Source organism: Lysobacterales bacterium (assembly GCA_016703225.1).
GTDB lineage: Bacteria > Pseudomonadota > Gammaproteobacteria > Xanthomonadales > Ahniellaceae > JADKHK01.
This window is the reverse complement of record JADJCM010000002.1, coordinates 801,540-822,169: the sequence shown is the minus strand read 5'-3', so window position 1 is coordinate 822,169 and position 20,630 is coordinate 801,540. Positions and strand designations below refer to the sequence as shown.

13 protein-coding genes and 1 pseudogene are annotated in these 20,630 nt (G+C 65.4%); 7 read left to right on the top strand and 7 right to left on the bottom strand.

Annotated features, from left to right (window positions below):
* Positions 1-141: 141 nt before the first annotated feature.
* Together IPG63_12530 and IPG63_12525 are read left to right on the top strand one after the other, a co-directional pair.
* Positions 142-327 (top strand): hypothetical protein, encoded by a 186-nt coding sequence (locus IPG63_12530; protein ID MBK6728065.1) that lies wholly within the window; start codon positions 142-144, stop codon positions 325-327.
* Entirely contained in the window at positions 317-613 is a 297-nt protein-coding gene (locus tag IPG63_12525) for a type II toxin-antitoxin system RelE/ParE family toxin (protein ID MBK6728064.1), read from the top strand. The genes IPG63_12530 and IPG63_12525 overlap by 11 nt, the downstream gene beginning before the upstream one ends.
* Here IPG63_12525 and mtnA read toward each other — a convergent pair.
* On the bottom strand, positions 588-1,649 hold the full coding sequence (mtnA, locus tag IPG63_12520) for an S-methyl-5-thioribose-1-phosphate isomerase (protein ID MBK6728063.1): 1,062 nt from the start codon (positions 1,647-1,649) through the stop codon (positions 588-590). The genes IPG63_12525 and mtnA overlap by 26 nt on opposite strands.
* Positions 1,650-1,742: 93 nt before the next feature.
* Here mtnA and IPG63_12515 point away from each other — a divergent pair, with 93 nt between their 5' ends.
* Positions 1,743-2,615: a hypothetical protein gene (locus IPG63_12515; GenBank protein ID MBK6728062.1), complete on the top strand. Its 873-nt coding sequence runs from the start codon at positions 1,743-1,745 to the stop codon at positions 2,613-2,615.
* Here the strand turns inward: IPG63_12515 and IPG63_12510 are convergent, their stop codons facing one another.
* Entirely contained in the window at positions 2,616-3,152 is a 537-nt protein-coding gene (locus IPG63_12510; protein MBK6728061.1) for a DUF3011 domain-containing protein, read from the bottom strand. It lies immediately after the preceding gene.
* A 216-nt stretch (positions 3,153-3,368) separates the two neighbouring features.
* On the opposite strand from IPG63_12510, the gene IPG63_12505 reads away from it, so the two are divergent.
* The gene (locus IPG63_12505; GenBank protein ID MBK6728060.1) at positions 3,369-6,686 is read left to right on the top strand and encodes a DUF11 domain-containing protein; all 3,318 of its coding nucleotides are present in this window, start codon (positions 3,369-3,371) and stop codon (positions 6,684-6,686) included.
* Positions 6,687-6,792: 106 nt separating this feature from the next.
* On the opposite strand, the gene kdsA is transcribed toward IPG63_12505, so the two are convergent.
* Together kdsA and IPG63_12495 are read right to left on the bottom strand one after the other, a co-directional pair.
* Entirely contained in the window at positions 6,793-7,614 is an 822-nt protein-coding gene (gene kdsA / locus IPG63_12500) for a 3-deoxy-8-phosphooctulonate synthase (protein ID MBK6728059.1), read from the bottom strand.
* Positions 7,611-9,263, bottom strand: a complete 1,653-nt coding sequence (locus IPG63_12495; protein MBK6728058.1) for a CTP synthase — start codon at positions 9,261-9,263, stop codon at positions 7,611-7,613. Before IPG63_12495 ends, kdsA begins: the two co-directional genes overlap by 4 nt.
* A 162-nt stretch (positions 9,264-9,425) precedes the next feature.
* Between IPG63_12495 and parE the strand changes: the two are divergent.
* The 3 genes and pseudogenes from parE to IPG63_12480 all read left to right on the top strand — a co-directional run bounded on the left by parE (position 9,426) and on the right by IPG63_12480 (position 15,245).
* Positions 9,426-11,311 (top strand): annotated as a pseudogene (gene parE, locus IPG63_12490) (DNA topoisomerase IV subunit B).
* A gap of 62 nt (positions 11,312-11,373) precedes the next feature.
* Positions 11,374-13,326: a S9 family peptidase gene (locus IPG63_12485; GenBank protein MBK6728057.1), complete on the top strand. Its 1,953-nt coding sequence runs from the start codon at positions 11,374-11,376 to the stop codon at positions 13,324-13,326.
* A complete protein-coding gene (locus IPG63_12480; GenBank protein MBK6728056.1) occupies positions 13,323-15,245 on the top strand; it encodes a S9 family peptidase in 1,923 nt (640 codons plus the stop codon). The genes IPG63_12485 and IPG63_12480 overlap by 4 nt, the downstream gene beginning before the upstream one ends.
* 11 nt (positions 15,246-15,256) lie before the next feature.
* Here IPG63_12480 and IPG63_12475 read toward each other — a convergent pair whose 3' ends face one another.
* From IPG63_12475 to IPG63_12465, 3 genes are all read right to left on the bottom strand, one after another.
* Complete coding sequence (locus IPG63_12475; GenBank protein MBK6728055.1) at positions 15,257-16,978, bottom strand: hypothetical protein; 1,722 nt, start codon at positions 16,976-16,978, stop codon at positions 15,257-15,259.
* Positions 16,979-17,085: 107 nt separating this feature from the next.
* A complete protein-coding gene (locus IPG63_12470; GenBank protein ID MBK6728054.1) occupies positions 17,086-17,661 on the bottom strand; it encodes a DNA-3-methyladenine glycosylase 2 family protein in 576 nt (191 codons plus the stop codon).
* Positions 17,662-17,765: 104 nt separating this feature from the next.
* The gene (locus IPG63_12465; protein ID MBK6728053.1) at positions 17,766-20,615 is read right to left on the bottom strand and encodes a penicillin acylase family protein; all 2,850 of its coding nucleotides are present in this window, start codon (positions 20,613-20,615) and stop codon (positions 17,766-17,768) included.
* Positions 20,616-20,630 lie beyond the last annotated feature (15 nt).

Below are 20,630 nucleotides of genomic sequence, written 5' to 3'. Positions count from 1 at the left end.
CGCCCGCCGCGGGAGCTGAAAAGGGCGGGGGCGAAGCCGCGGATTCTAGCAGGGAACGGGCTGCGGACGCCCGTGCTCAAACCGCACCGCAGGCAACGATTTGGGCGATACTATTCGCCGAGTCCGAAGCAACCCGCAGCCATGCACAGCGTCAAGCAGATCGTTCACGACATTGCCGAGCAATTGCCCGACGAAGCGACGTTCGACGACGCGATGTACGCGCTGTACGTGCGCCAGAAACTGCAAGCCTCGATCGAAACGGCAGCACGTGGCGAATTGATCTCGCAGGCTGATATCGAGCGCGAGTTTCTTGGCGATGCGGGTTGATTGGTCGCGCCCTGCCCGGGACGACCTTGTGGAGATCCGGGGCTTCATCAGCCGCGATTCGCAGCACTATGCAGAACAGTTCACGCGGCGCATCGTGCTCGCCACGCGGCGTCTCCGCGATTTTCCCGACAGCGGCCGCATGATCCCCGAAGTTGGCGAACACGACCTGCGCGAAATCATCGTCCAAAGTTATCGCGTGATGTACCGCCGCGAGTCGAATCGCGTGCTGATCCTTGCCATCATGCATGGCGCACGCCAATTCACGAGCGAGCTGCTGAATCCCTGAACACCGCCGCCATCTTCGCGGCATCGGGCTTTTCGATCACGCCGCGCTCGGTGACGATGGCGTCGATCAGCGTCGTCGGCGCGACATCGAACACCGGATTCCACGCGTCCACGCCTTCGGCCGCGACGCGATGCCCGGCGTGTTCCAGCAGTTCTTTCGGTTCGCGCAGTTCGATGTGGATGTCGTGGCCATTCGGCATCGCCATGTCCACGGTGGAACTCGGTGCGACGACCATGAACTTCGCGCCGAAGTGGCGTGCCGCGACCGCCAACTGCAGGGTGCCGATCTTGTTCGCGGTGTCGCCGTTCGCGGCGATGCGGTCGGCGCCGACCACGATCCACTGCACGGCGCCGGTCGACATCAGGTGCGCGGCCGCCGAGTCGGCGATGAGTTTCGCCGGAATGCCATCGGTCAACAGTTCCCACGCGGTCAGGCGTGTGCCCTGCAGCCACGGCCGGGTCTCGGTGTTGAACACGCGCGCCAACCGGCCCTGCGCGTAGGCAGCGCGGATCACGCCGAGCGCGGTGCCGAAACCGGCAGTCGCGAGCGACCCGGTATTGCAGTGGGTGAGCACGCCGGCGTCTGGCGTAATCAGGGCCGCACCGAGTTCGCCCATGCGCCGGTTCGCGGCCAGATCTTCGCGCTCGATCGCGATCGCCTCATGCTCCATGCGTTCGGCGGAGGCGGCGTCTCCGAGCACCCGCGCCATGCGGTCCAGTGCCCAGAACAGGTTCACCGCAGTCGGGCGCGATGCGCGCAGGACGGCGAACGCATCGCGCAACGATTCGGCGTGCACCAGCCCGCTTCCCGCAACGGAGAGCGCTCGCGCCGCCAGCGCGATGCCATACGCCGCGGCGATGCCGATGGCCGGCGCACCGCGCACGGTCAGGTTGCGGATCGCCACAGCGACCTCTTCGGCATTGTGGCAATCGACGTACGCGGTGCGCAACGGCAACACTCGCTGGTCGAGCAGACGCAGCGCACTGCCCTGCCACTGCACGGCACGGATGCGGTCGTAGCGGTCGTAGTCGATCATCGGCGCGGGCTCGGCAATGGGCCGCAAAGCGTAGCGACCGCCCCGGTTTCGCGCACCCCTGTCGCCGCGCGTGACAATCGTCATAATCGGGCGATGCGCCAATCCAGCCTGTCCCTGTGGGATGCCGTCACCCATGCCGACCGCGATGCCGCCATCGCGCGCGTCGAACGCCTGCGCCAGGCCCATCCGAAAGCGGGGCGCGACGCCCTGCACAAGATGCTGGTGCGCTCAAAGTGCCTGCAGGCGGGCGCGGTGGGGGCGCTGTCGGCGCTCACCGGCGCAATTCCCGGCATCGGCCGGATCGCCTCGTTCGCACTCGGACCGCTCGCCGACGCCGCTCTGGTCAGCGTGCTGCAGGCCGAACTGGTGCTCGAGACCTTCACGCTGTACGAGTTCGAACTGCCCGCGGGTGCCGAGAAGATGGCCGTGCTTGGCATCGCCGCGACCAATATCGGCGCCGACGAAATCGCCAAGCGCACCGGCCAGGTGATCGCGGAAACGCTGGGCAAGGGCCTGGCTGCACGCCTGCTGATCAAGGCCTGGCCGCTGGCCAAGATCGGGACCGCGGCAGCGACCAACATCGCGGTCACCTACGCCATCGGCAGTCGCGCGCAGAAACTGTGCAAGATGCGCGAGACCAGCCTGAAGCAGTGGCCGCAGCTGATGCGTTCGGCGGTGATGATTCCGCCCACGCAGCTCACCGACTGGGCCACGCGATCTGCACGCACGGCACTGGACCAGAACTTCGACATGCTGCGCAGCTGGCGCGAGCGCATGACCCAACTGGCCCCGACCGCCGAGCTGCCGCTGCTGCCGCAAATGGCCACCGCATCGTCCCGGAAGGCGCGGGCTGCGCCCCCGGTGGCGGCCACGCGCAAGGCCGCAGCACGCCGCGGTACGCCCAAGTCGGCAACGAACCCGGTCGTTGCCAAGAAAGCTCCTGCGAAACAGCGGAAGCCGCGCTGATCAGTTCACCAGGAACTCTGCGCGGCAACCTTGTTCGACCCAGATCGATTGGTCGTCGAAACCCCAGCTCACCTGGAAGCGGCAACGCTCGCGGCTGCGCTCGTAGATCAGATCGACATCCCGGACATCCTCGATTGGACACACGACACGGCTCTTGCCGCGCGCCTCGCATACCACGCGCACGCTGCTGCCGGCGGCCTGCTGCCCATCGCGATAGAAGCGACCGTAGCCGCGCTGCGAACTCCAGCCGCGTCCGGAGCTGTACGCGCGCGGCACGTCGAAGTCGGCGCGACAGCCTTTGCGCACCCAGATCCCGGTCGCATCGAACCCCCAGCTCTGGCCCTCAATGCACGCGGCTTTGCTCAGAGTGCGCCGCAGCTCGACGCCGCCACTGGTATCCGCCGTGCAGTAGTTGTCGCGCTCACGTCTCGACTCGCAGCGGATGACATAGCCGTCTTCTACCGCTTGCACCGAACCCGCACCCAAGCCCGCCAGCAAGCCCCAGGCCCACGCCAGAACGCAGATGATCCGCCGCATGCTCCATCCTTCCCGACCAAGTGGCCGCAAGTCTAGTCTTCCGCCATGCAATCTGCGCGAATCTGCCCTTCCGCCCGGTGCCGCCCGCCGGCCAGCCGCGACGGTTCCAGGCTCAGAAAACCAATCACGCTTCGTAGTTGCCTTGCGCGCTCGCGCGCAGCCCGGACCGATGGCGCATCGACCGCCCTGCGAACGAGTCGTCTTGGGGAAGACACGATGAATCCGCGCTCACGAAACCTCCGCTGGGGCATCGCGCTCCTTGCAACACTGGCCGGACCCGCTTCCGCGGAGCTCCAGATTTCAACGATCGATGCCGCCAGCCAGCCGGTGGAAATCAAGGGCGAAGCGCCGGCACGCGCCTCCTCGCCGGTGACACTGCCCGCCGGCCTGAAGCATGCGCCTTACGCGGTGCTCGGTCAGGGTTATGCCGCCGAGATCGAGCCGAACGGCACCTCCGGCACAGCTACTCCGATCACCGGCGCCAACACGGTCGTGCGCGCCAACGTCTTCCCGAACGCCGACGAGGATTTCTACTCGTTTACCGCCGCCGCGGGCGACAAGCGCTATGCGGCGGTGATGACATCGGCCAACGTCAGTAGCAGCTCGGATTCGCAGCTCTACCTGTATCAGTCCGACGGCACAACACAGATCGAGTTCGACGATGACGACGGTTCTTTCAGCGGGCTCGGCTCGAGCATCGCCGGAGCCACGCTGACCGCTGGGGGCACCTACTACCTGCGCGTGAAACACTTCAGCGCGACCAACCAGCTGCGGCCGTACGAACTGCATTTCCGACTGCAGAGCGGCGCACCCGCCACGGAAGTTGAAGCCAATGACTCCACGGCCACGGCCACCCCGCTCCCAGCAAGCGGCTGGACCAGCGGCACCCGCGGCACGCCCACCGACGTCGATTTCTTCAGCTTTACCGCCAATGCCGGCGACACCGTATTCCTGAGCCTGGACCTCGATCCCGAACGCGACAACGTGCAGTGGAACGGCCGCTTGGGGCTCGCCCTGTTTGGCGATGCTGCCGATCAGATTCTGGTCATCAACGACGCCAGCACGGGATCGGTCGCCAATCCGCTGTCGGAAGCGATGATGATGACGGTGAAAGATGCCGGCACCTATTACGCCTATGTCGACTCGTCCGGCGCCACCGGTGACGCGACGCACACCTACCAACTCAGCGCTTCCATTCATGCCGATACCGACGAAGGCGTGAACTGCACCACTTACACCAGCACCAATGTGCCGCAGACCATCGGCCCCGGCGCCGGCCTGGTCTCGTCCACGATCACGGTGCCGGGCAACCCGCGCATTGCCGACATCGACGTCAGCATCACGCTCAATCACACGGTCATGAACCAGATCGATGCACACTTGCGCTCGCCGGCCGGCAACGACAACGGCATCTTCACCGACATCGGCGCGGGAGCTGCTGGCGGTCAGGCGCAGATGGATATTTCCTTCGACGATGAAGCGGCCGTCCCGCCCGTCGGTTACACGGTAATGAAGGGGATGCGACTGAAGCCGGAAACTGCTTATCGCATGTCCTGGTTCGATGGCGAAGATGCCGGCGGCACCTGGACCCTCGACCTTCGCGATGACATTGCCGACGCCAACGGTGGCACCCTGACCGCCTGGAGCCTGCGCATCTGCGAAGCAGCCACCTCTCCGACCTGTGCCCCCGGGTTCACACCACAGACCGTCCTGACGACCGACTTCGAGGGCGGCGCTGCGGGCTTCACCCATTCCGGCACTGCCGACGAGTGGGAACTCGGGCTTCCCGCGACATTGGCCACGACCACGGCCAACCCGATCGCCGGCTTCACCACCTGCAACAGCGGCGTGAGTTGCTGGAAGACCGATCTCGACAACACCTACGACGCCAGCAGCAACCAGGACCTGCTCTCGTCGGCCGTCAATCTGGCCGGCCTGTCCGCGCCCGTGGTAGTCAGCTGGGCGCAGAAGTACCAGATGGAGAATGCATCGTTCGACCATCTGTTCGTCGACTTTCAGCAAGTTGGCGGCGCAACGCCGGTGCGCTTGTTCGAATGGATGGACGCGACGATGGTCGATGCGCCCGGCAACCCGGCCGTCAACGTCGGTGCCAGTTCCGGCTGGAGCCTGCGTAGCGCGCGGGCAGACTCGCTCGCTGGCCTCAATACCGAAATGCGCTTCCATGTGGATTCGGAAACTTCGATCAATTTCGGCGGCCTGGCCATCGACGACGTCACCGTCACCGCCTGCCGGGCGCTGTCGGCCGACCTGTCGATCACCAAGACCGACGGCACCGCGACCGAGATTCCGGGGACCACCGTCACCTACACGATCGTCGCCAGCAACATCGGCGGCGACCCGGTGACTGGCGCAACGGTGACCGACACCTTCCCGGCGACGCTCTCCGCCTGCACCTGGACTTGTGTCGGCGCCGGCACCGGTGCCTGCACTGCGGCAGGCAGCGGCAACATCAACGACAGCGCCGTGAATCTCGCGGTCGGCGACAGCGTGACCTACACCGCGACCTGCACCATCGCATCCTCTGCCAGCGGAAACCTGATCAATACGGCGACGGTCGCGAGCGCGATCACCGATCCGAACGCGGCCAACAACAGCGCGACCGACACCGACATACTGACGCCGCAGGCGGACTTGTCCATCTCCAAGACCGACGGCCTCGCGTCGGTGACTGCGGGTGGCAACCTCACCTACACCATCGTCGCTAGCAATCTCGGTCCAAGCGACGCACCGGGCACACTGGTCAGCGACACCTTCCCGGCCGCGCTGACCTGCACCTGGACCTGCGTGGTATCGGTGGGTGGAACCTGCGGCGCGGGAGGACCCGGCAACATCGCCGACGTGGCCAGCATTCCGGCCGCTGGTACTGCCACCTACACCGCGACCTGCGCGGTCGCGGCCGGCGCCGGTGGCAGCACCCTCAGCAATACCGCAACGGTGGCCGCGGGTGCAGGCGTGAGCGACGCCAACCCCGGCAACAACAGCGCCACCGACACCACCAACGTGCTGACCGCAGCCAATGTCACCGGCAGCAAGACCGTGACCGGCGTATTCTTCGGTGGCGGGGCCGTGGTCTACACCATCGTGCTGACCAACGCCGGCGGAACCGCGCAGGCGGACAATGCAGGCGATGAGTTCACCGACGTGGTCTCGCCGATGCTTGCCGGCCTGCTCGCGAGCGCCAGTTCGGGCACCACCAATGTGGCCGGAAACACCGTCACGTGGAACGGCGCCATTCCCGCCGGCGGATCGGTGACGATCACGATCAACGCCACCCTGCTGGTAACCGCCTCGGGCACCATCTCCAATCAGGGCACGATTGCATTCGATGCCGACGGCAATGGCAGCAATGAAGCGACGGCCTTGACCGACGACCCGGCCACCGGCGTTGCCGGTGACCCGACCAACTTCGGCGTGGCCGTGCCGCCCATCCCGGTGCCCGCACTGAATTGGGTCGGGCTCGCGCTGCTGGCGTTGTTGCTCGGCGGCTTCGCGATGCGCCGACGCAACGCCTGATCGAGCGCCGATCAAACAACGAAACGGCCCGGGCAATCGGGCCGTTTCTGTTTGGGTCCTGGCGAACCGCCGGCTGCTAGGTCTTCGAGCAGTCGCGAATCCGGGGTCAGTCGATCGCCTTCGCCTTTACCGCTGCATCGATCTGCAGCAAGGTCTCCAGCAGCGCCTCCATGCGCTCGAGCGGCCACGCGTTCGGCCCGTCGGAGAGCGCCCGGTCCGGGTCCGGATGGGTTTCCATGAATAGGCCGGAGATGCCGACTGCAACCGCGGCCCGCGACAGCGCCGGCACGAACTCGCGTTGGCCGCCGCTGGTCGTGCCCTGCCCGCCTGGCAGCTGCACCGAGTGGGTGGCGTCGAACACCACCGGGCAACGCGTCTCGCGCATCACCACCAGCGAGCGCATATCGGAGACGAGGTTGTTGTAACCGAAGCTGGCGCCACGCTCGCAGACCATCAGCTGCTCGTTGCCGACCGCGCGCGCCTTGTCGACGACGTGCTTCATGTCCCAGGGTGCGAGGAACTGACCCTTCTTGATGTTGACCGGCTTCATCGTGCGTGCGACTGCCTGGATGAAATCGGTCTGCCGGCACAGGAAGGCCGGCGTCTGCAACACATCGACGACCGCCGCGACTTCATCGAAGGGTGTGTACTCGTGCACGTCGCTGAGCAGCGGCACGCCGATCTGCCGTTTCACCTCCGACAGGATGCGCAAGCCCTCGGCCATGCCGGGACCACGAAAACTCTTGCCGGAAGAACGATTGGCCTTGTCGAAACTGGACTTGAAGACGAAGGGGATACCGAGTCGCGAGGTGATTTCCTTGAGTGTGCCGGCGGCATCGACCTGCAACTGCTCGCTCTCGACCACGCACGGGCCGGCGATCAGAAAAAAGGGGCGATCCAGCCCGATCTCGAAATCGAGCAACTTCATGCCGCGACCTCGTGCGGCTGCCGGTTGCGCTGGTACGCGAGCGCGGCGGTGATGAAGCCGATGAACAACGGATGCCCCTTGAGCGGCGTCGACAGGAATTCCGGGTGCGCCTGGCAGGCCAGGAACCACGGATGGTCGCGGTACTCGATCATCTCGACCAGACTGTCGTCCATCGACTTGCCGGAGAACACCATGCCCAACTCGGCAAAGCGTTCGAGATAACGGTTGTTGAACTCGTAGCGATGACGATGGCGCTCGCTGACCACTTCCTTGCCGTACAGCTGAAAAGCCAGCGTGCCGAGCTGGACGCGGCAATCCTGCGCACCGAGGCGCATGGTTCCGCCGAGATCCGAGGATTCGCTGCGCTGCTCGACGGCGCCGCTGCTGCTGCGCCACTCGGTGATCAAGCCAATTACCGGGTTCAGCGTCGAGCGGTCGTTCTCGGTGCTGTTGGCGTCGGCCAACCCCGCAACATTGCGCGCGAAATCGACCACGGCGGCATGCAGTCCATAGCAAATTCCGAAGTAGGGAATCTGCTGGGTGCGAGCATGCCGCGCAGCGGCGATCTTGCCCTCGAAGCCGCGCTTGCCGAAGCCGCCGGGCACCAGGATCGCGTCCACGCCGGCGAGCAGGCCGGTGCCTTCGGACTCGACCCGCTCACACTCGATCCAGCGCAAATCGACATCTACCGACTGCTTGAGCCCGCCATGTTTCAGCGCTTCGCCGAGCGACTTGTAGGCGTCCTTGTGCTCAACGTACTTGCCGACGATGGCGACGGTCACCCTCGCCTTCGGGTGCGCTTCGCGGTCGCAGACCTCGTGCCAGGCCGCGAGATTGGCCACCGGCGCGGCCGCGAGCCGAAGCTGATCGACGGCGAGTTGGTCGAGGCCCTGCTGCTGCAGCCACTCGGGGATCTGGTAGATCGAGGGCAGGTCCACGGCCGAGATCACCGCCTTCTCCGGCACATTGGTGAACAGCGCGATCTTGCGCCGCTCGGCATCCGGCAACGGCTGTTCGCTGCGACAGAGCAGCACGTCGGCCTGGATGCCGATGTTGCGCAATTCCTTGACCGAATGCTGGGTCGGCTTGGTCTTGATCTCGCCGGCGGCCTTGATGTAGGGCACCAGGGTCAGGTGCATGAACATGGCGCGGTCGGCGCCGCGTTCGATGCGCAACTGGCGGATCGCTTCCAGGAACGGCAGCGACTCGATGTCGCCGACGGTGCCGCCGACTTCGACCAGTGCGACGTCATAGCCGGAGGTGGCCTCCTCGACCGCGCGCTTGATCTCGTCGGTGATGTGCGGAATGACCTGCACCGTCGCTCCGAGATAATCGCCGCGGCGTTCCTTGCGGATCACGTTTTCGTAGATCTTGCCGGTGGTGATGGCATTGCGCCGCGTCAGCCGGGTGTTGACGAAGCGCTCGTAGTGGCCGAGGTCGAGGTCGGTCTCGGCACCATCGTCCAGCACGTAGACCTCGCCGTGCTGGTAGGGGCTCATCGTGCCCGGATCGACGTTGATGTAAGGATCGAGCTTCATCATCGTGACCCGGAGGCCGCGCGCCTCGAGGATGGCGCCAAGCGAAGCAGCCGCAATGCCCTTGCCCAACGAGGACACCACGCCACCGGTAACGAAAATCAGGGGAGTCATGAAACACCGGGATCGCGTGAAAGCAGCATTCTACCGGATGCCCCGGTTCACCGCCCCTGAATCATCGTCGCGGGCCATCAGCGCGGCATGTGTCGCATCCGCCTTGACCGGGACCTGCGACACGCCCACCATGCCGCCCCCGCAGTTCTCCCAGGCCACCGCATGAGTCGTTACAACGCCGCCGATATCGAAGTGCTGTCCGGGCTGGAGCCGGTGAAGCGCCGCCCCGGCATGTACACGGACACGACGCGGCCGAACCATCTGGTGCAGGAAGTGGTGGACAACTCGGTCGACGAGGCACTGGCCGGTCACGCCGACACCATCGACGTATGCGTGTTCGCCGATGGCTCGGTCGAGGTCAGCGACAACGGCCGCGGCATGCCGGTCGATATCCACCCCGAGGAAGGCATCCCCGGTGTCGAACTGATCCTCACCCGACTGCATGCCGGCGGCAAGTTCTCGAACAAGAACTACCAGTTTTCAGGCGGTCTGCACGGCGTCGGCGTGTCGGTGGTGAACGCGCTGTCGCAGAAGGTGGAAGTCGTCATTCGCCGCGACGGCTGCGTCCACCAGATGGATTTCCGCAATGGCGACCGCGCCACCGACCTCGCGGTGGTCGGCTCGGTGCCGAAGAAGCAGACCGGCACGCGCGTGCGTTTCTGGCCGAACCCGAAGTACTTCGACTCGCCGAAGATCTCGCTGTCGCGCCTGAAGCACGTGCTGCGCGCCAAGGCCGTGCTCTGCCCCGGCCTGACCATGAAGCTGTTCGACGAGGCAAGTGGCGAGCGCAGCGAGTGGCGCTACGAGGACGGACTGCGCGACTACCTGCGCTCGATGCTCAAGGATCAGGAACTGCTGCCTCCGGAGATCTTCATTGCGGCGCTGAAGAAGGAGGTCGATGCGGTCGATTCGCCGTGTGCTGGACGCCGGACGGCGAATTGGTACAGGAGAGCTATGTCAACCTCATCCCGACCGCGCAGCACGGCACTCACGCCAACGGCCTGCGCTCGGGACTCACCGAATCCCTGCGCGAGTTCTGCGACTTCCGCAACCTGCTGCCGCGCGGCGTCAAGATCGCGCCGGAAGACGTCTGGGATCGTCTCAGCTTCGTGCTCAGCTACAAGACCGCCGATCCGCAGTTCTCCGGACAAACCAAGGAACGACTGTCCTCGCGCAATGCCGCCGCCTTCGTCGAAGGCGCGACCCACGACGCGTTCTCGCTGTGGCTGAACCAGCACGTCGATCTGGGCGAGCGCATTGCCATGCTCGCGATCGAGCGCGCACAGGCGCGACTGAAAGCCGACAAGATCGTCGTACGCAAGAAGGTCACGCAGGGCCCGGCCTTGCCCGGCAAGCTCGCCGACTGCATCAGTCAGGACCTCTCGCGTACCGAACTGTTCATCGTCGAAGGCGACTCCGCCGGCGGCTCGGCCAAGCAGGCGCGCGACAAGGACTTCCAGGCGATCCTGCCGCTGCGCGGCAAGATCCTGAACACTTGGGAGGTGGAGTCGAGCGGCGTACTGGCCTCGACCGAAGTGCACGACCTCGCCGTCGCCATTGGCTGCGACCCCGGCCACGACAAGATCGACGGCCTGCGCTACGGCAAGGTCATCATCCTTGCCGATGCTGACTCCGACGGTCTGCACATCGCCACCCTGCTGAGCGCCCTGTTTCTGCGCCACTTCCCGACCCTGGTGCGTGCCGGCCACGTGTTCGTGGCAATGCCGCCGCTGTTTCGCATCGACATCGGCAAGCAGGTGTTCTACGCGCTCGACGAAGACGAGAAACGGCAGATGCTGGAACGCATCGAGCGCGAGAAGATCCGCGGCACCGTCTCGGTCACGCGCTTCAAGGGATTGGGCGAGATGAACCCGCCGCAACTGCGCGAATCCACCATCCATCCGGACACCCGCCGCCTGATCCAGCTCACCGTCGCCGAAGATGACGGCACCCGCAAGCTGATGGACATGCTGCTCTCGAAGAAGCGCGCCAACGACCGCAAGGACTGGCTCGAAACCAAAGGCGATCTGGCGTCGATCGAAGTGTGATCGTTACAATGAGTGAAGCGCCGCGGGGGCGGCACCACTCACGATCACGAAAGGAATCCCTGATGACCCGACACCTCCCGCGCTGCGTCGCGCCCCTCGCGCTCGCGCTCTGCCTCGCACCGCTCGCCCACGCCGAACGCCTGCCAGCGAAGTTGTTTGCGCAGAACCCTGGGTTCAGCGCAGTCGCGCTTTCACCCGATGGCCAGCACTTGGCGTTGACCACGCCGATCGAGAACCGTACCGACGTGCTAATCGTTGACCTGCAAGGCAAGGCAGAGCCGATGCGGATTGGCTACCGCGCCAACGAGCACGTCGTTGCGCCCTACTGGGCCGACGATGAACGTCTGGTGCTGTCCAAGGCGGAAAAAGCCGGTTCGCGCGCAGCACCCCGCGGCACCGGGGAGATCTACTCGGTAGACGCATCTGGCAAGAACCAGGAACTCCTGTTCGGCTACATCCCCGACGAGGGCAACATCCGCGGCCGGCGCAAGGACACCGGCTTCGCCAGCCTGCTCGACCGCATTCCCGGGAGCAAGGGCGGATTGTTGTTTGCCTTTTTCGACCCATCCAATGCCGACCGGCACTCGGCGATCTACAAGGTCGACGCGCACAGCGGCAAGCGCGAGCAGATCGAGCAGATCCCGATGCGCGCCGGCGTGGTCGCGGTGGACCGCAACCAGAGGCCACGGTTCGCCCTCAGCCGCAACGACGACGCCAAGCCCGAGATGATCTACCGGCCGACCGCGGACGCCGACTGGCGCCCCGTGCCCAAGGCGCTCGCCGGCAACGTCATGACCGTGCTCGCCTTCGAACGCGACAACAACATCGCGTGGGCCGAAATCAGCGACGCCGGGGAAGCAAGCAGCCTGTATCGCGTCGACTTTGGCAAGGGATCGCGCGAGAAGGTCTATGGCCGAGCGGACATGGATGTGGGCAGCGTGCTGTACGGCGGCTTCGATGGCGTGCCCTTCGCGATCCTGTACGAGGAAGGCAAACCGGCAGTGCAGTACCTCGACCCCAAGTCGGAATGGGCGCAGCTGCATGCGGGTCTGATGAAGACCTTCCCCGGCAACCTAGTGCGTTTCGTCGATTTCTCGCGCGACGACCGCAAGGTGCTCGCCTACGTCTACTCGGATCGAAATCCAGGCGACCACTACCTGGTGGACCGCAACACCCAGAAGGTCTCCAAGCTGCAGTCGCGCCTGCAGGGCATTGATCCCTCCCAGATGGCCTCGATGAGTCCGTTCCGCTATGCGGCGAGTGACGGCCAGGAACTGGACGCATTCCTGACCATTCCGAAGGAAGGCAGCAAGCCGTTTCCGGTTGTGGTGCTGCCCCACGGCGGACCGCACGGACCGTTCGACAGCTGGGGCTTCGACACAGACGTCCAGTTCCTGGCCAATCGCGGCTACGCGGTTCTGCAGGTAAACTTCCGTGGCTCCGGCGGTCGCGGCGAAGACTTCGAGAAATCCGGCTACCGCAAGTGGGGCACGCGCATCATGGACGACATCGTCGACGGCCTGAGGCACGTCGCCGGGCAGGGGCTGGTCGACGCGGGGCGCGCGTGCATCTTCGGCGCAAGCTTCGGTGGCTACTCCGCGCTGATGGCGCCGGTGAGAAGCCCGGGAACCTTCCGCTGCGCCATCGGTTACGTCGGCGTGTACGACCTCAACCTGCTGCATACCAAGGGCGACAGCAACGACACCCGTCAGGGCCGCAACATCGTCACCCAGTACGTAAGCGAGGACCAGGCCGAACTGGATGCGAACTCCCCCGCCAAACAGGCGAGCCGGGTGGGGATTCCGGTGTTCCTGGTGGCCGGCAAGGACGACATCCGCGCCCCGGTCGCGCACACCGACGCCATGGCCAAGGCCCTGAAGCAGGCAGGCACGCCGGTGGAAGTCATGATCAAGGCCGGCGAAGCGCACGGCTTCTACGACGAGAAGAACCGCATCGAGCTGTACGACAGGTTGGAGGCATTTCTCGACCAGCACATCGGGAAGAAGGCGCAGTGAGGCGCTGTGCGTGGTTTGCGGCGGCGCTGTTCGCCGCTACCGGGGCGGCGTGTGCTGCGTCTTTCGAGCAATTGGCGGCGTTTCCGAAGGTGCGCGATATCGCGATGTCGCCGGACGGGCGCCACGTCGCCATCGTCGCGCCGTTCGAGGACCAGCAGTCGCTGTACCTGATCGCGGTCGATGACAAGGATCAGGGCCGGGTGTTGCGCTTTCGCCCCGGGCACACGGTTGCAAACGTGACCTGGGTGGACGACGAGCGTGTCGTGTTCCAGAAGGCCTTGCAGATTGCCGCGCTCGAAATGCCGATGCTGAGCGGCGAGTACTACTCGGCGAGCATCAACTCCAAGCGCCAGCGTCTGGTGTTCGGCGGCCGCCAGGCCATGCTCGAACACAGCGGTTTTGGTCATGCCCGCAACATCTTCGTGATGGACCAGGTTCCCGGAAGCTTCTTCGCGCAATTCACGCGCTGGCGTGACGGCGATGACAGCGGCCAGGAACTGTGGCGGGTGAATGCGCGCACCGGGCGCCAGCAACTCATCGCCAGCCGGGACGCGAACGAAGGCACGATGTTCGTCGACAACCAGCTGGAGCCCCGCATCGTCCACGGCTATGACGTCGAACTCGAGCCGATCGCTCGCTTTCGATCCAAGTCCGACGAGGAATGGCAGACGTTCCCGCGTGAACTGGTCGGACGCAGCCTGCAACCGCAGTTCTTCGGGCCCGACCAGGAGCTCTACGCCCTGATCAGCGATCAAGGCGAACCGGAATCTCTGTACCGGGTCGATCTGGAGCGCGGGCAGCGCCAGCGTCTGGCCGGGCGCGCCGATGCCGCCGTTGCTGAGGTCATCCGTTCCGGTCGCAATGGGCCGCCCGCCGCCGTGCTCTACGACGCCGGCTCGCCAAGGATCGATCTTCTTCAAGGCGCCGATCCGGACTTCGCGGACATGCTCGCGGCGCTGCTCGTCAAGTTCCCGGGACAGCTGGTGCGGCCCCTGCAATTCAGCCGCGACGATGGGCGCGTATTGCTGCAGGTCGAATCCGACCGCGAGCCGCCCAACTGGTATGTGTTCGACCGTGATGCGCAGCGGCTGATTCCAGTCGCAGCGGCTTATCCCGGCTTGCGTGGACAGGCGTTCGCGCCGACGCGTGCGCTCCGTTTCCGCACCGACGATGGCGTCGATATCGATGCCCTGCTGACGCTGCCCGAGGGTGTCGCGAAACCCTCGCTGGTGGTCATGCCGCACGGCGGACCGCATGGCATCCACGACCGCTGGACCTTCAACGCCGACACGCAGTTGCTGGTCCAGGCCGGGCACGCGGTGCTGCGCGTGAACTACCGAGGTTCCGGCGGGCGCGGTGAGCGCTTCCTGCGCTCTGGTTTCGGCGAGTGGGCGGGGCGCATCCAGGACGACATCGCCGGTGCAGTGCGCCATGTGGTCGCCGAGGGACTGGTGGATGGCGGCCGCGTCTGCATCTTCGGCGGCAGCTTTGGTGCTTATTCAGCGCTGATGAATGCGATCCGCAATCCCGATCTGTACCGCTGCGCGATCGGCTACGCCGGCGTCTACGACCTGAACCTGATGCACATCGTGGGTGATATCCCGGAAGCGAAATCGAGTCGAAACTACCTCGACCTGGCCATTGGCAACGATGTCCAGAAGCTGGGTCGCGACTCGGTCACCAGCCACCTGAAGCGCCTGGACGCGAGCTTGCTGCTGATCCATGGCAGCGCCGACCAGCGCACTCCCATCGAGCAGTTTCACGTGCTCACCAGTGCGCTGGACCGCGCCGGCAAGCCGCACGAGGATCTCGTCGTCGAACACGAGGGCCACGGGTTCTACAAGCAGGCCAACCGTGAGCGGATGTACCGAGAGGTGCTGCAGTTCCTCGACGCGAGCCTGACCACTGCATCGCCCTGAGTCAGCGCGCGTTACTCGAAGCTGTTTGCGAAGATCGCGCCGGAGTTGCTGAGCTCGACCACGTAGCCGCTGCTGCTGCCGCGCACGTCGAGACGCCAGCCCGAGTAGTAGGTTTCGTCGGGACCGGTGCGCGTGGTCCAGTCGAGCGCGGTCAGGGTGGCGCTGGCGGGCGAGAGCACTCGGATCTTGAGGTTGCCGGCGGTGGCGGTGTTGCCGTTGATGATTGGCTGCACCGGCGTGTTGACCTGGAAGATGGCTTCGGTCCCGCTGCCGAGGGTGAACTGGTCGCTGACCGTGAGCTTGCGGTTGGCGAAGTCGATCGTGCGCTGCCACGCCCCGACGGCGGGGTCTCCGTCATAGGCGGGCAACAGGTTCGCCACGGCATGCACCGCGCCGCCTGCGCCCGGAGTCACCGTCATCGTCGAAGTGGTACCGACGCGCTGCGGCACGATCGAGCCGTTCTGTTCGAAACGCAGCAGATTGTGGGTGGCAGTGCTCTGCTGGATGCCGCTGTGCGTCCAGATGTTTTCGGTGGCCGCGAGCCAGTCGCCCTCGAATAGCGTGAACGCGCCCTGGTCCTGGTGCGCATGGCTTTGCACATAGGGACCGGCCGAGAACTGCAGCCACATTGCCGCAGTGTCCCAACCGGTGCGCGCGAACAGTTGCCCGGTGCCGGTGGCGTGGTAGACCAGTTGTGCCGGCGGGGTTCCGGTGGGTCCAGCCGGCAGCAGGTTTTGGCGCCGGTTGAACCCCGACTCCATGTCCTGGTCGGAGATCGAATGCAGCCACCAGGAGGCATCGTCGCGCGCAGTGGCGTCAATCGAGAGAGCGCGCGCTTCCAGCACCAAGTGGCGGTGGTAGTCGTAGATCACCGGTTCCGACACTCGCGCCTGGTCGCCGATCGGCGCCACGCGGTCCAGCGTGGGCACGGTGGCGTGGATCCACCAGGCGATGCTGTCGTTGACGTGGGCATTGGCGTTGCCGATGTCCGCCGCCATCGAGTCGCGCCACACCCGGTACATCATGAACAGCATTCGGTGCGACAGCCCGTAGGCGGTGCCCTCCTCGCTGCCACCACCGGGAATGCTCGCGGTGTAGGCCAGTTGCTCCGGCCACTTGTCGTTCTGCAGCAGGTTCTTCCAGGTCGCGTTGTTGGAAGCGAGCCCCCAGTACATCGTCGCGCGCAGAAAACTGTAGTGATAGTTGTTGGCAGGGTCGTCGACGCCCCAGCCCGCCCACGGGTGCGAGTGCCCGCCCCACTGGGCCTGGTTGTTGTGCCAGACATTCCAGACCGCCTGTTCGGCATAGTTGGCCCAACGCGTGCGCTGCGCAGCGCTCGTGTGCGCGGCGCACCAGTCGTAGGTCAGGGCCAAGTCTTCGATCATCGGACCGACATCAAGGTACTGATCGCCGGCGATCGACGGCGCATTGCCGGCGGCGATTGCGAGCTCCGCCTCGTGGACCTGCGTCTCCACCGTCTGCACCGCCAGCGTGGCGTATTGCACCTGGCCGGTCAGGCGATACATGTACGCGGCGTCGGCGGCCGAGAACCCGTAGCCGGGGTTGTTGGCCACGGCCGCATCGACGAACGACTTGAAGCGCTGGAACTCGGGCGACTGCTGGTCGACGTAGCTGAAGTCGACCGTGATCGCGGCTTGCGTGGAGGCGCTCAGGCAGAGCAACCATCCGCAGACAATGCGTGCGCAGCGCGCCGAGGTGGACCGTCCGATCATGAGGCAAGCGCCTTGCAGCCAGGGAAGCCCGCAGGCTAGCGCCAGCGGGCGCGACAAACTGTGACCCTGTCCGGCGAGATCTGCCGCGATATCGACGTTGGTCGCGGTCAGTCGCGCGCGACGGTTTCCTTCGCGGCATCGGCGACGCGCCACAGGTACAGGCTGGCCGCGGTGCGGTAGGGCGCCCAGACTTCGCCATGCGCGAACAGTTGCTTCGGCTTCAGCATCTCGTCGTGGCCGAGCACGATCTGCGCGCCCTTGCGAATGCCCAGATCATCGACCGGCAGAATGTCCGGGCGGCCGAGCCAGAAGATCAGCATCATCTCGACCGTCCAGCGACCGATGCCACGCACGTCGGTCAGGCGTTCGACGATTTCATCGTGATGCAGCCGGCGCATTGCCGCGAGCGTAGGCACCACGCCCTGCTCCGCCTTCGCGGCCAAGTCTTTCAACGCCGCAATCTTGTTGAACGAAACGCCGCATTCGCGCAGCCCGCCGTCCGGGGCCGCCAGCAAGCTGCCCGGCGTGAGCTTGCGCCGCACTCCATAGCGATCCAGCACGCGACCATGGATGGTGGCCGCGGCCTTGCCCGAGAGTTGCTGGTAGAGGATCGATCGTGCCAGCGAATCGACCGGATCGAAACGCCGATGCCACTGCGTTTCGATCCCGCCGATGCGCTTCATCCACGACCCGAGCGCCTTGTCGCGACGTGCCAGGATTCGGCACGCCGCGCCAAGATCGAAGCCGCGCGCATGCTCCGCGCGCGGCGCTGCCTGTGACTTCGACGTCACGGATTTCCCGCGGGCACGAAGTGCAGCGTGGTGGTGACCGCTGCCGCATGCGCGGCCTCGTCGATCGGCAAAGGCTTGTAGGCGTTGACCAGCCAGCGCGGCAACTGCGAGATGTAGCCGGGAGAGCCCAGTACCCCACTCTGTCCACCCGGATAGATCTGGTCGGCCGCGATCGGCATGCCCATCTCACCGACGAAACGCCGCGCCGGGCCAGAGCCGAACATGAAGCCGTTGACCGAGTTCGCACGCGAACTGTGGCTGGAAGCATCGACCGCCTCGTAACCGCCCTGACGCGCGAGGCCGAGCAGGTCGCTCGACACGTTGGTCAACCCATACAGGCCCGGCCCCGGGATGTTGAACGGACCACCGAGGGCATGGTCGAACACGATGCGGTGCAGCTTGCCCCAGCGGTAGTCGTCCTGATCCTGCGAACCGCCGAATGCAGGGGCGAAAGCCGGGCTCGCGGCCAGATCGAGCGCGTCCGCCAGCGACTTCAGCAGCAGGTAATCACGCGCCGCATTGGCATTCGGCGCACCGCTGACCTGGAAGAAGTTCAGCCCGGACACGCCCCGACCCTGCTGCGCGTCATGGCGCTCGAGCAGACGCTTCAGCGCAATATAAGCCTCGTTGCTGCCGGGCAAGTAGTTGCCGAGACCAACGCGGGTGAGCGTGGCATCGACGCTGCTGCGCACCGCCTGGCCGCGCCACAGCGACCAGATCGTCGCCGCAACCGAGTTCGCGATCTCGATCTCGCTCGGCGCGACCATCGCCATCGGATTGTCTCCGGCGTCGAAGCCCTGCGTCAGACCGGTCGGAGACGAGTAGTCCCAGTCCTGCAGTCGCTTGATCGCCTCGTCGATGCGCGGATCGGCGCCGAGCGCGTGCAGATCCGCCCAACTCGACGTCTGCGCATTGCTGAATGCGGCATCGAGATACGGGAATACCAGCTCGGCATCGAGCAACTCGGTATTCGCCTGCAACGCCTTCATGTGCGAGGGGGTGATCGGCGTGGAGCTGTCGATCAGCGACTGCAATTCGCGATCAATGCGACCCATACGCAGGCTGGAATAGCCGAAGCTCAGGTAGTGCAGTCCACCGCCCGGTCGCAGCTGGTTGAAGGCGTTGTTGTCGAAGGTGCTGCCGATCGGGTCGTTGTTCGCATTCGCGATGTAGCCCGAGGACGGATTGATCACGAACGGCATCTCGCTCGGCGGCAGGATCTCGTAGGGCACTGCCTGGTTGAGCTGAGGATGCGTGACCGGCAGCCACTCGTTCTTGCGCGTGCCGGAGCCGTCGCGGATCAGGAACGGCGGCATGCCATCCACGGTATTGCCCTGCAGGTCCTCGCGTACCGGCGCCTCGGCGGTCGCGAAATAGGCGATGGTGCCATCGGTTCCGGCATAGGCGAAGTTCTGCGAGCCGACATCGAAGAAGCTCAGCGCGGTGCGGAACTCATCCAGACTGGTGGCGCGATTGATGCGGCGGATCGCTTCCAGTTCCCGCGTCGCCCCCCAGCCGGTGTAGGCCACCGAGATGCCGCTGTCGTTGGTGATCGAGAGCACCGGCCCGTTGTTGCGGCGGGGAATGGTGATGGTCAGTCCACCATTTGTGTAGCCGATCGAATTGTCGCGCGCGGCGTTGTCCGGCACGCCGTCGAGTTGGTTGACGTAGTAGCTCTGGAAGGTCCAGTTCACCGGCTCGACGACGCCCTTGTACAGCGTGTGCGTCGGCAGTCCGTAGGTGTTGAGCAGGAACTTCTCCTGATAGGTGTCGGAGACATCCATCGGGTTGGTGGTCAGGCCCCAGCAGAACACCGGCGTGCAGCCGAGCAGGATCGAGGGCACGCCCGGCGGCGCCAGCCCGGAGACGTTCATCGTCGTCGGATACGCAGGGTCGGTTGAGACGACATGCGCCTCGTGCATCACCGCCGGCAGGTCAAGGCCGAGGTGAGGATCGTTGGACAAGATCGCCTTGCCTGATGCCGTCTTCGCACCGTGCACCAGCCACCAGTTGGAACCGCCGCGGTTTTCGCGCGGTGCCAGTTTCGGTGCGATCCATTCGTTGCCCTGCAGCGGGTCGCGCAGCGCCTCGGTCTGGCGCAGGAAATCGGCGTCGTAGTCGGGAATGCCAAGACCGAGCGCTTTCGCATCGACGGTCGCGCTGGCCGGATGAAAATCTCCCGCACTGATCGATGCCCGCGAGTCGAACGGCTGCACCCGATGTGTATCCTCGAAGAACAACGCTTGGCCATTGAAGCCGGCCGCAGCACCCGCCGCCGCGTAGGCACCGAGGCGCACGGTGTAGTCGATGTCGAGATCGAAACTGAGCTGGAACGCGAGCAGCTTGCCGATGATCAGCGAATCGACCGGCGACCAGGGCTCGAAGCGGGTGAGTTCAAGGGCCCCGTACTCGGCAGGCAGCGAATTGCTGCGCACCCACAGGTTGACACCCTCGGCATAGGCGCGCAGTTCGCCGCGCGCGACGTCGGGCATCGCCGACCAACTCGACTGTGCAGCACGGCGCAGACCCAGCGTGCGCAACTGGATGTCGTTGGCGAGTGCCGGTGTGCCGACCAGTTCGGCCAGGGTGCCGCTCGCCGCGCGGCGCAGGTAGTCCATCTGCCACAGGCGGTCGCGCGCATGCACGTAGCCCATCAGGAAGGCGGCGTCGTAGTCGTTCGCGGCCTGGATCAACGGCACGCCTTCGGCGTCGTAGCCGATGCTGCCTGGAGCGCGCAGCCCGGAGGCATTGATGGTTTCGGCAGAAACGGAGGTCGCGACAAAGGCAGCGGCAAGCGCGACGCCGAGCAGACGAGGCGCCATGCGGCGCACCGGAAGATTGAGCATGATGGAATCCCTCCC

Excerpts from the sequence above, each read along its gene's own strand:
- kdsA (MBK6728059.1), bottom strand. The coding sequence starts at position 7,614 with ATGAAGTTGCTCGATTTCGAGATCGGGCTGGATCGCCCCTTTTTTCTG.
- IPG63_12495 (MBK6728058.1), bottom strand. The coding sequence starts at position 9,263 with ATGACTCCCCTGATTTTCGTTACCGGTGGCGTGGTGTCCTCGTTGGGC.
- IPG63_12470 (MBK6728054.1), bottom strand. The coding sequence starts at position 17,661 with ATGAAGCGCATCGGCGGGATCGAAACGCAGTGGCATCGGCGTTTCGAT.
- IPG63_12485 (MBK6728057.1), top strand. The coding sequence starts at position 11,374 with ATGACCCGACACCTCCCGCGCTGCGTCGCGCCCCTCGCGCTCGCGCTC.
- IPG63_12510 (MBK6728061.1), bottom strand. The coding sequence starts at position 3,152 with ATGCGGCGGATCATCTGCGTTCTGGCGTGGGCCTGGGGCTTGCTGGCG.
- IPG63_12515 (MBK6728062.1), top strand. The coding sequence starts at position 1,743 with ATGCGCCAATCCAGCCTGTCCCTGTGGGATGCCGTCACCCATGCCGAC.
- mtnA (MBK6728063.1), bottom strand. The coding sequence starts at position 1,649 with ATGATCGACTACGACCGCTACGACCGCATCCGTGCCGTGCAGTGGCAG.
- IPG63_12525 (MBK6728064.1), top strand. The coding sequence starts at position 317 with ATGCGGGTTGATTGGTCGCGCCCTGCCCGGGACGACCTTGTGGAGATC.
- IPG63_12465 (MBK6728053.1), bottom strand. The coding sequence starts at position 20,615 with ATGCTCAATCTTCCGGTGCGCCGCATGGCGCCTCGTCTGCTCGGCGTC.
- IPG63_12475 (MBK6728055.1), bottom strand. The coding sequence starts at position 16,978 with ATGATCGGACGGTCCACCTCGGCGCGCTGCGCACGCATTGTCTGCGGA.
- IPG63_12530 (MBK6728065.1), top strand. The coding sequence starts at position 142 with ATGCACAGCGTCAAGCAGATCGTTCACGACATTGCCGAGCAATTGCCC.
- IPG63_12505 (MBK6728060.1), top strand. The coding sequence starts at position 3,369 with ATGAATCCGCGCTCACGAAACCTCCGCTGGGGCATCGCGCTCCTTGCA.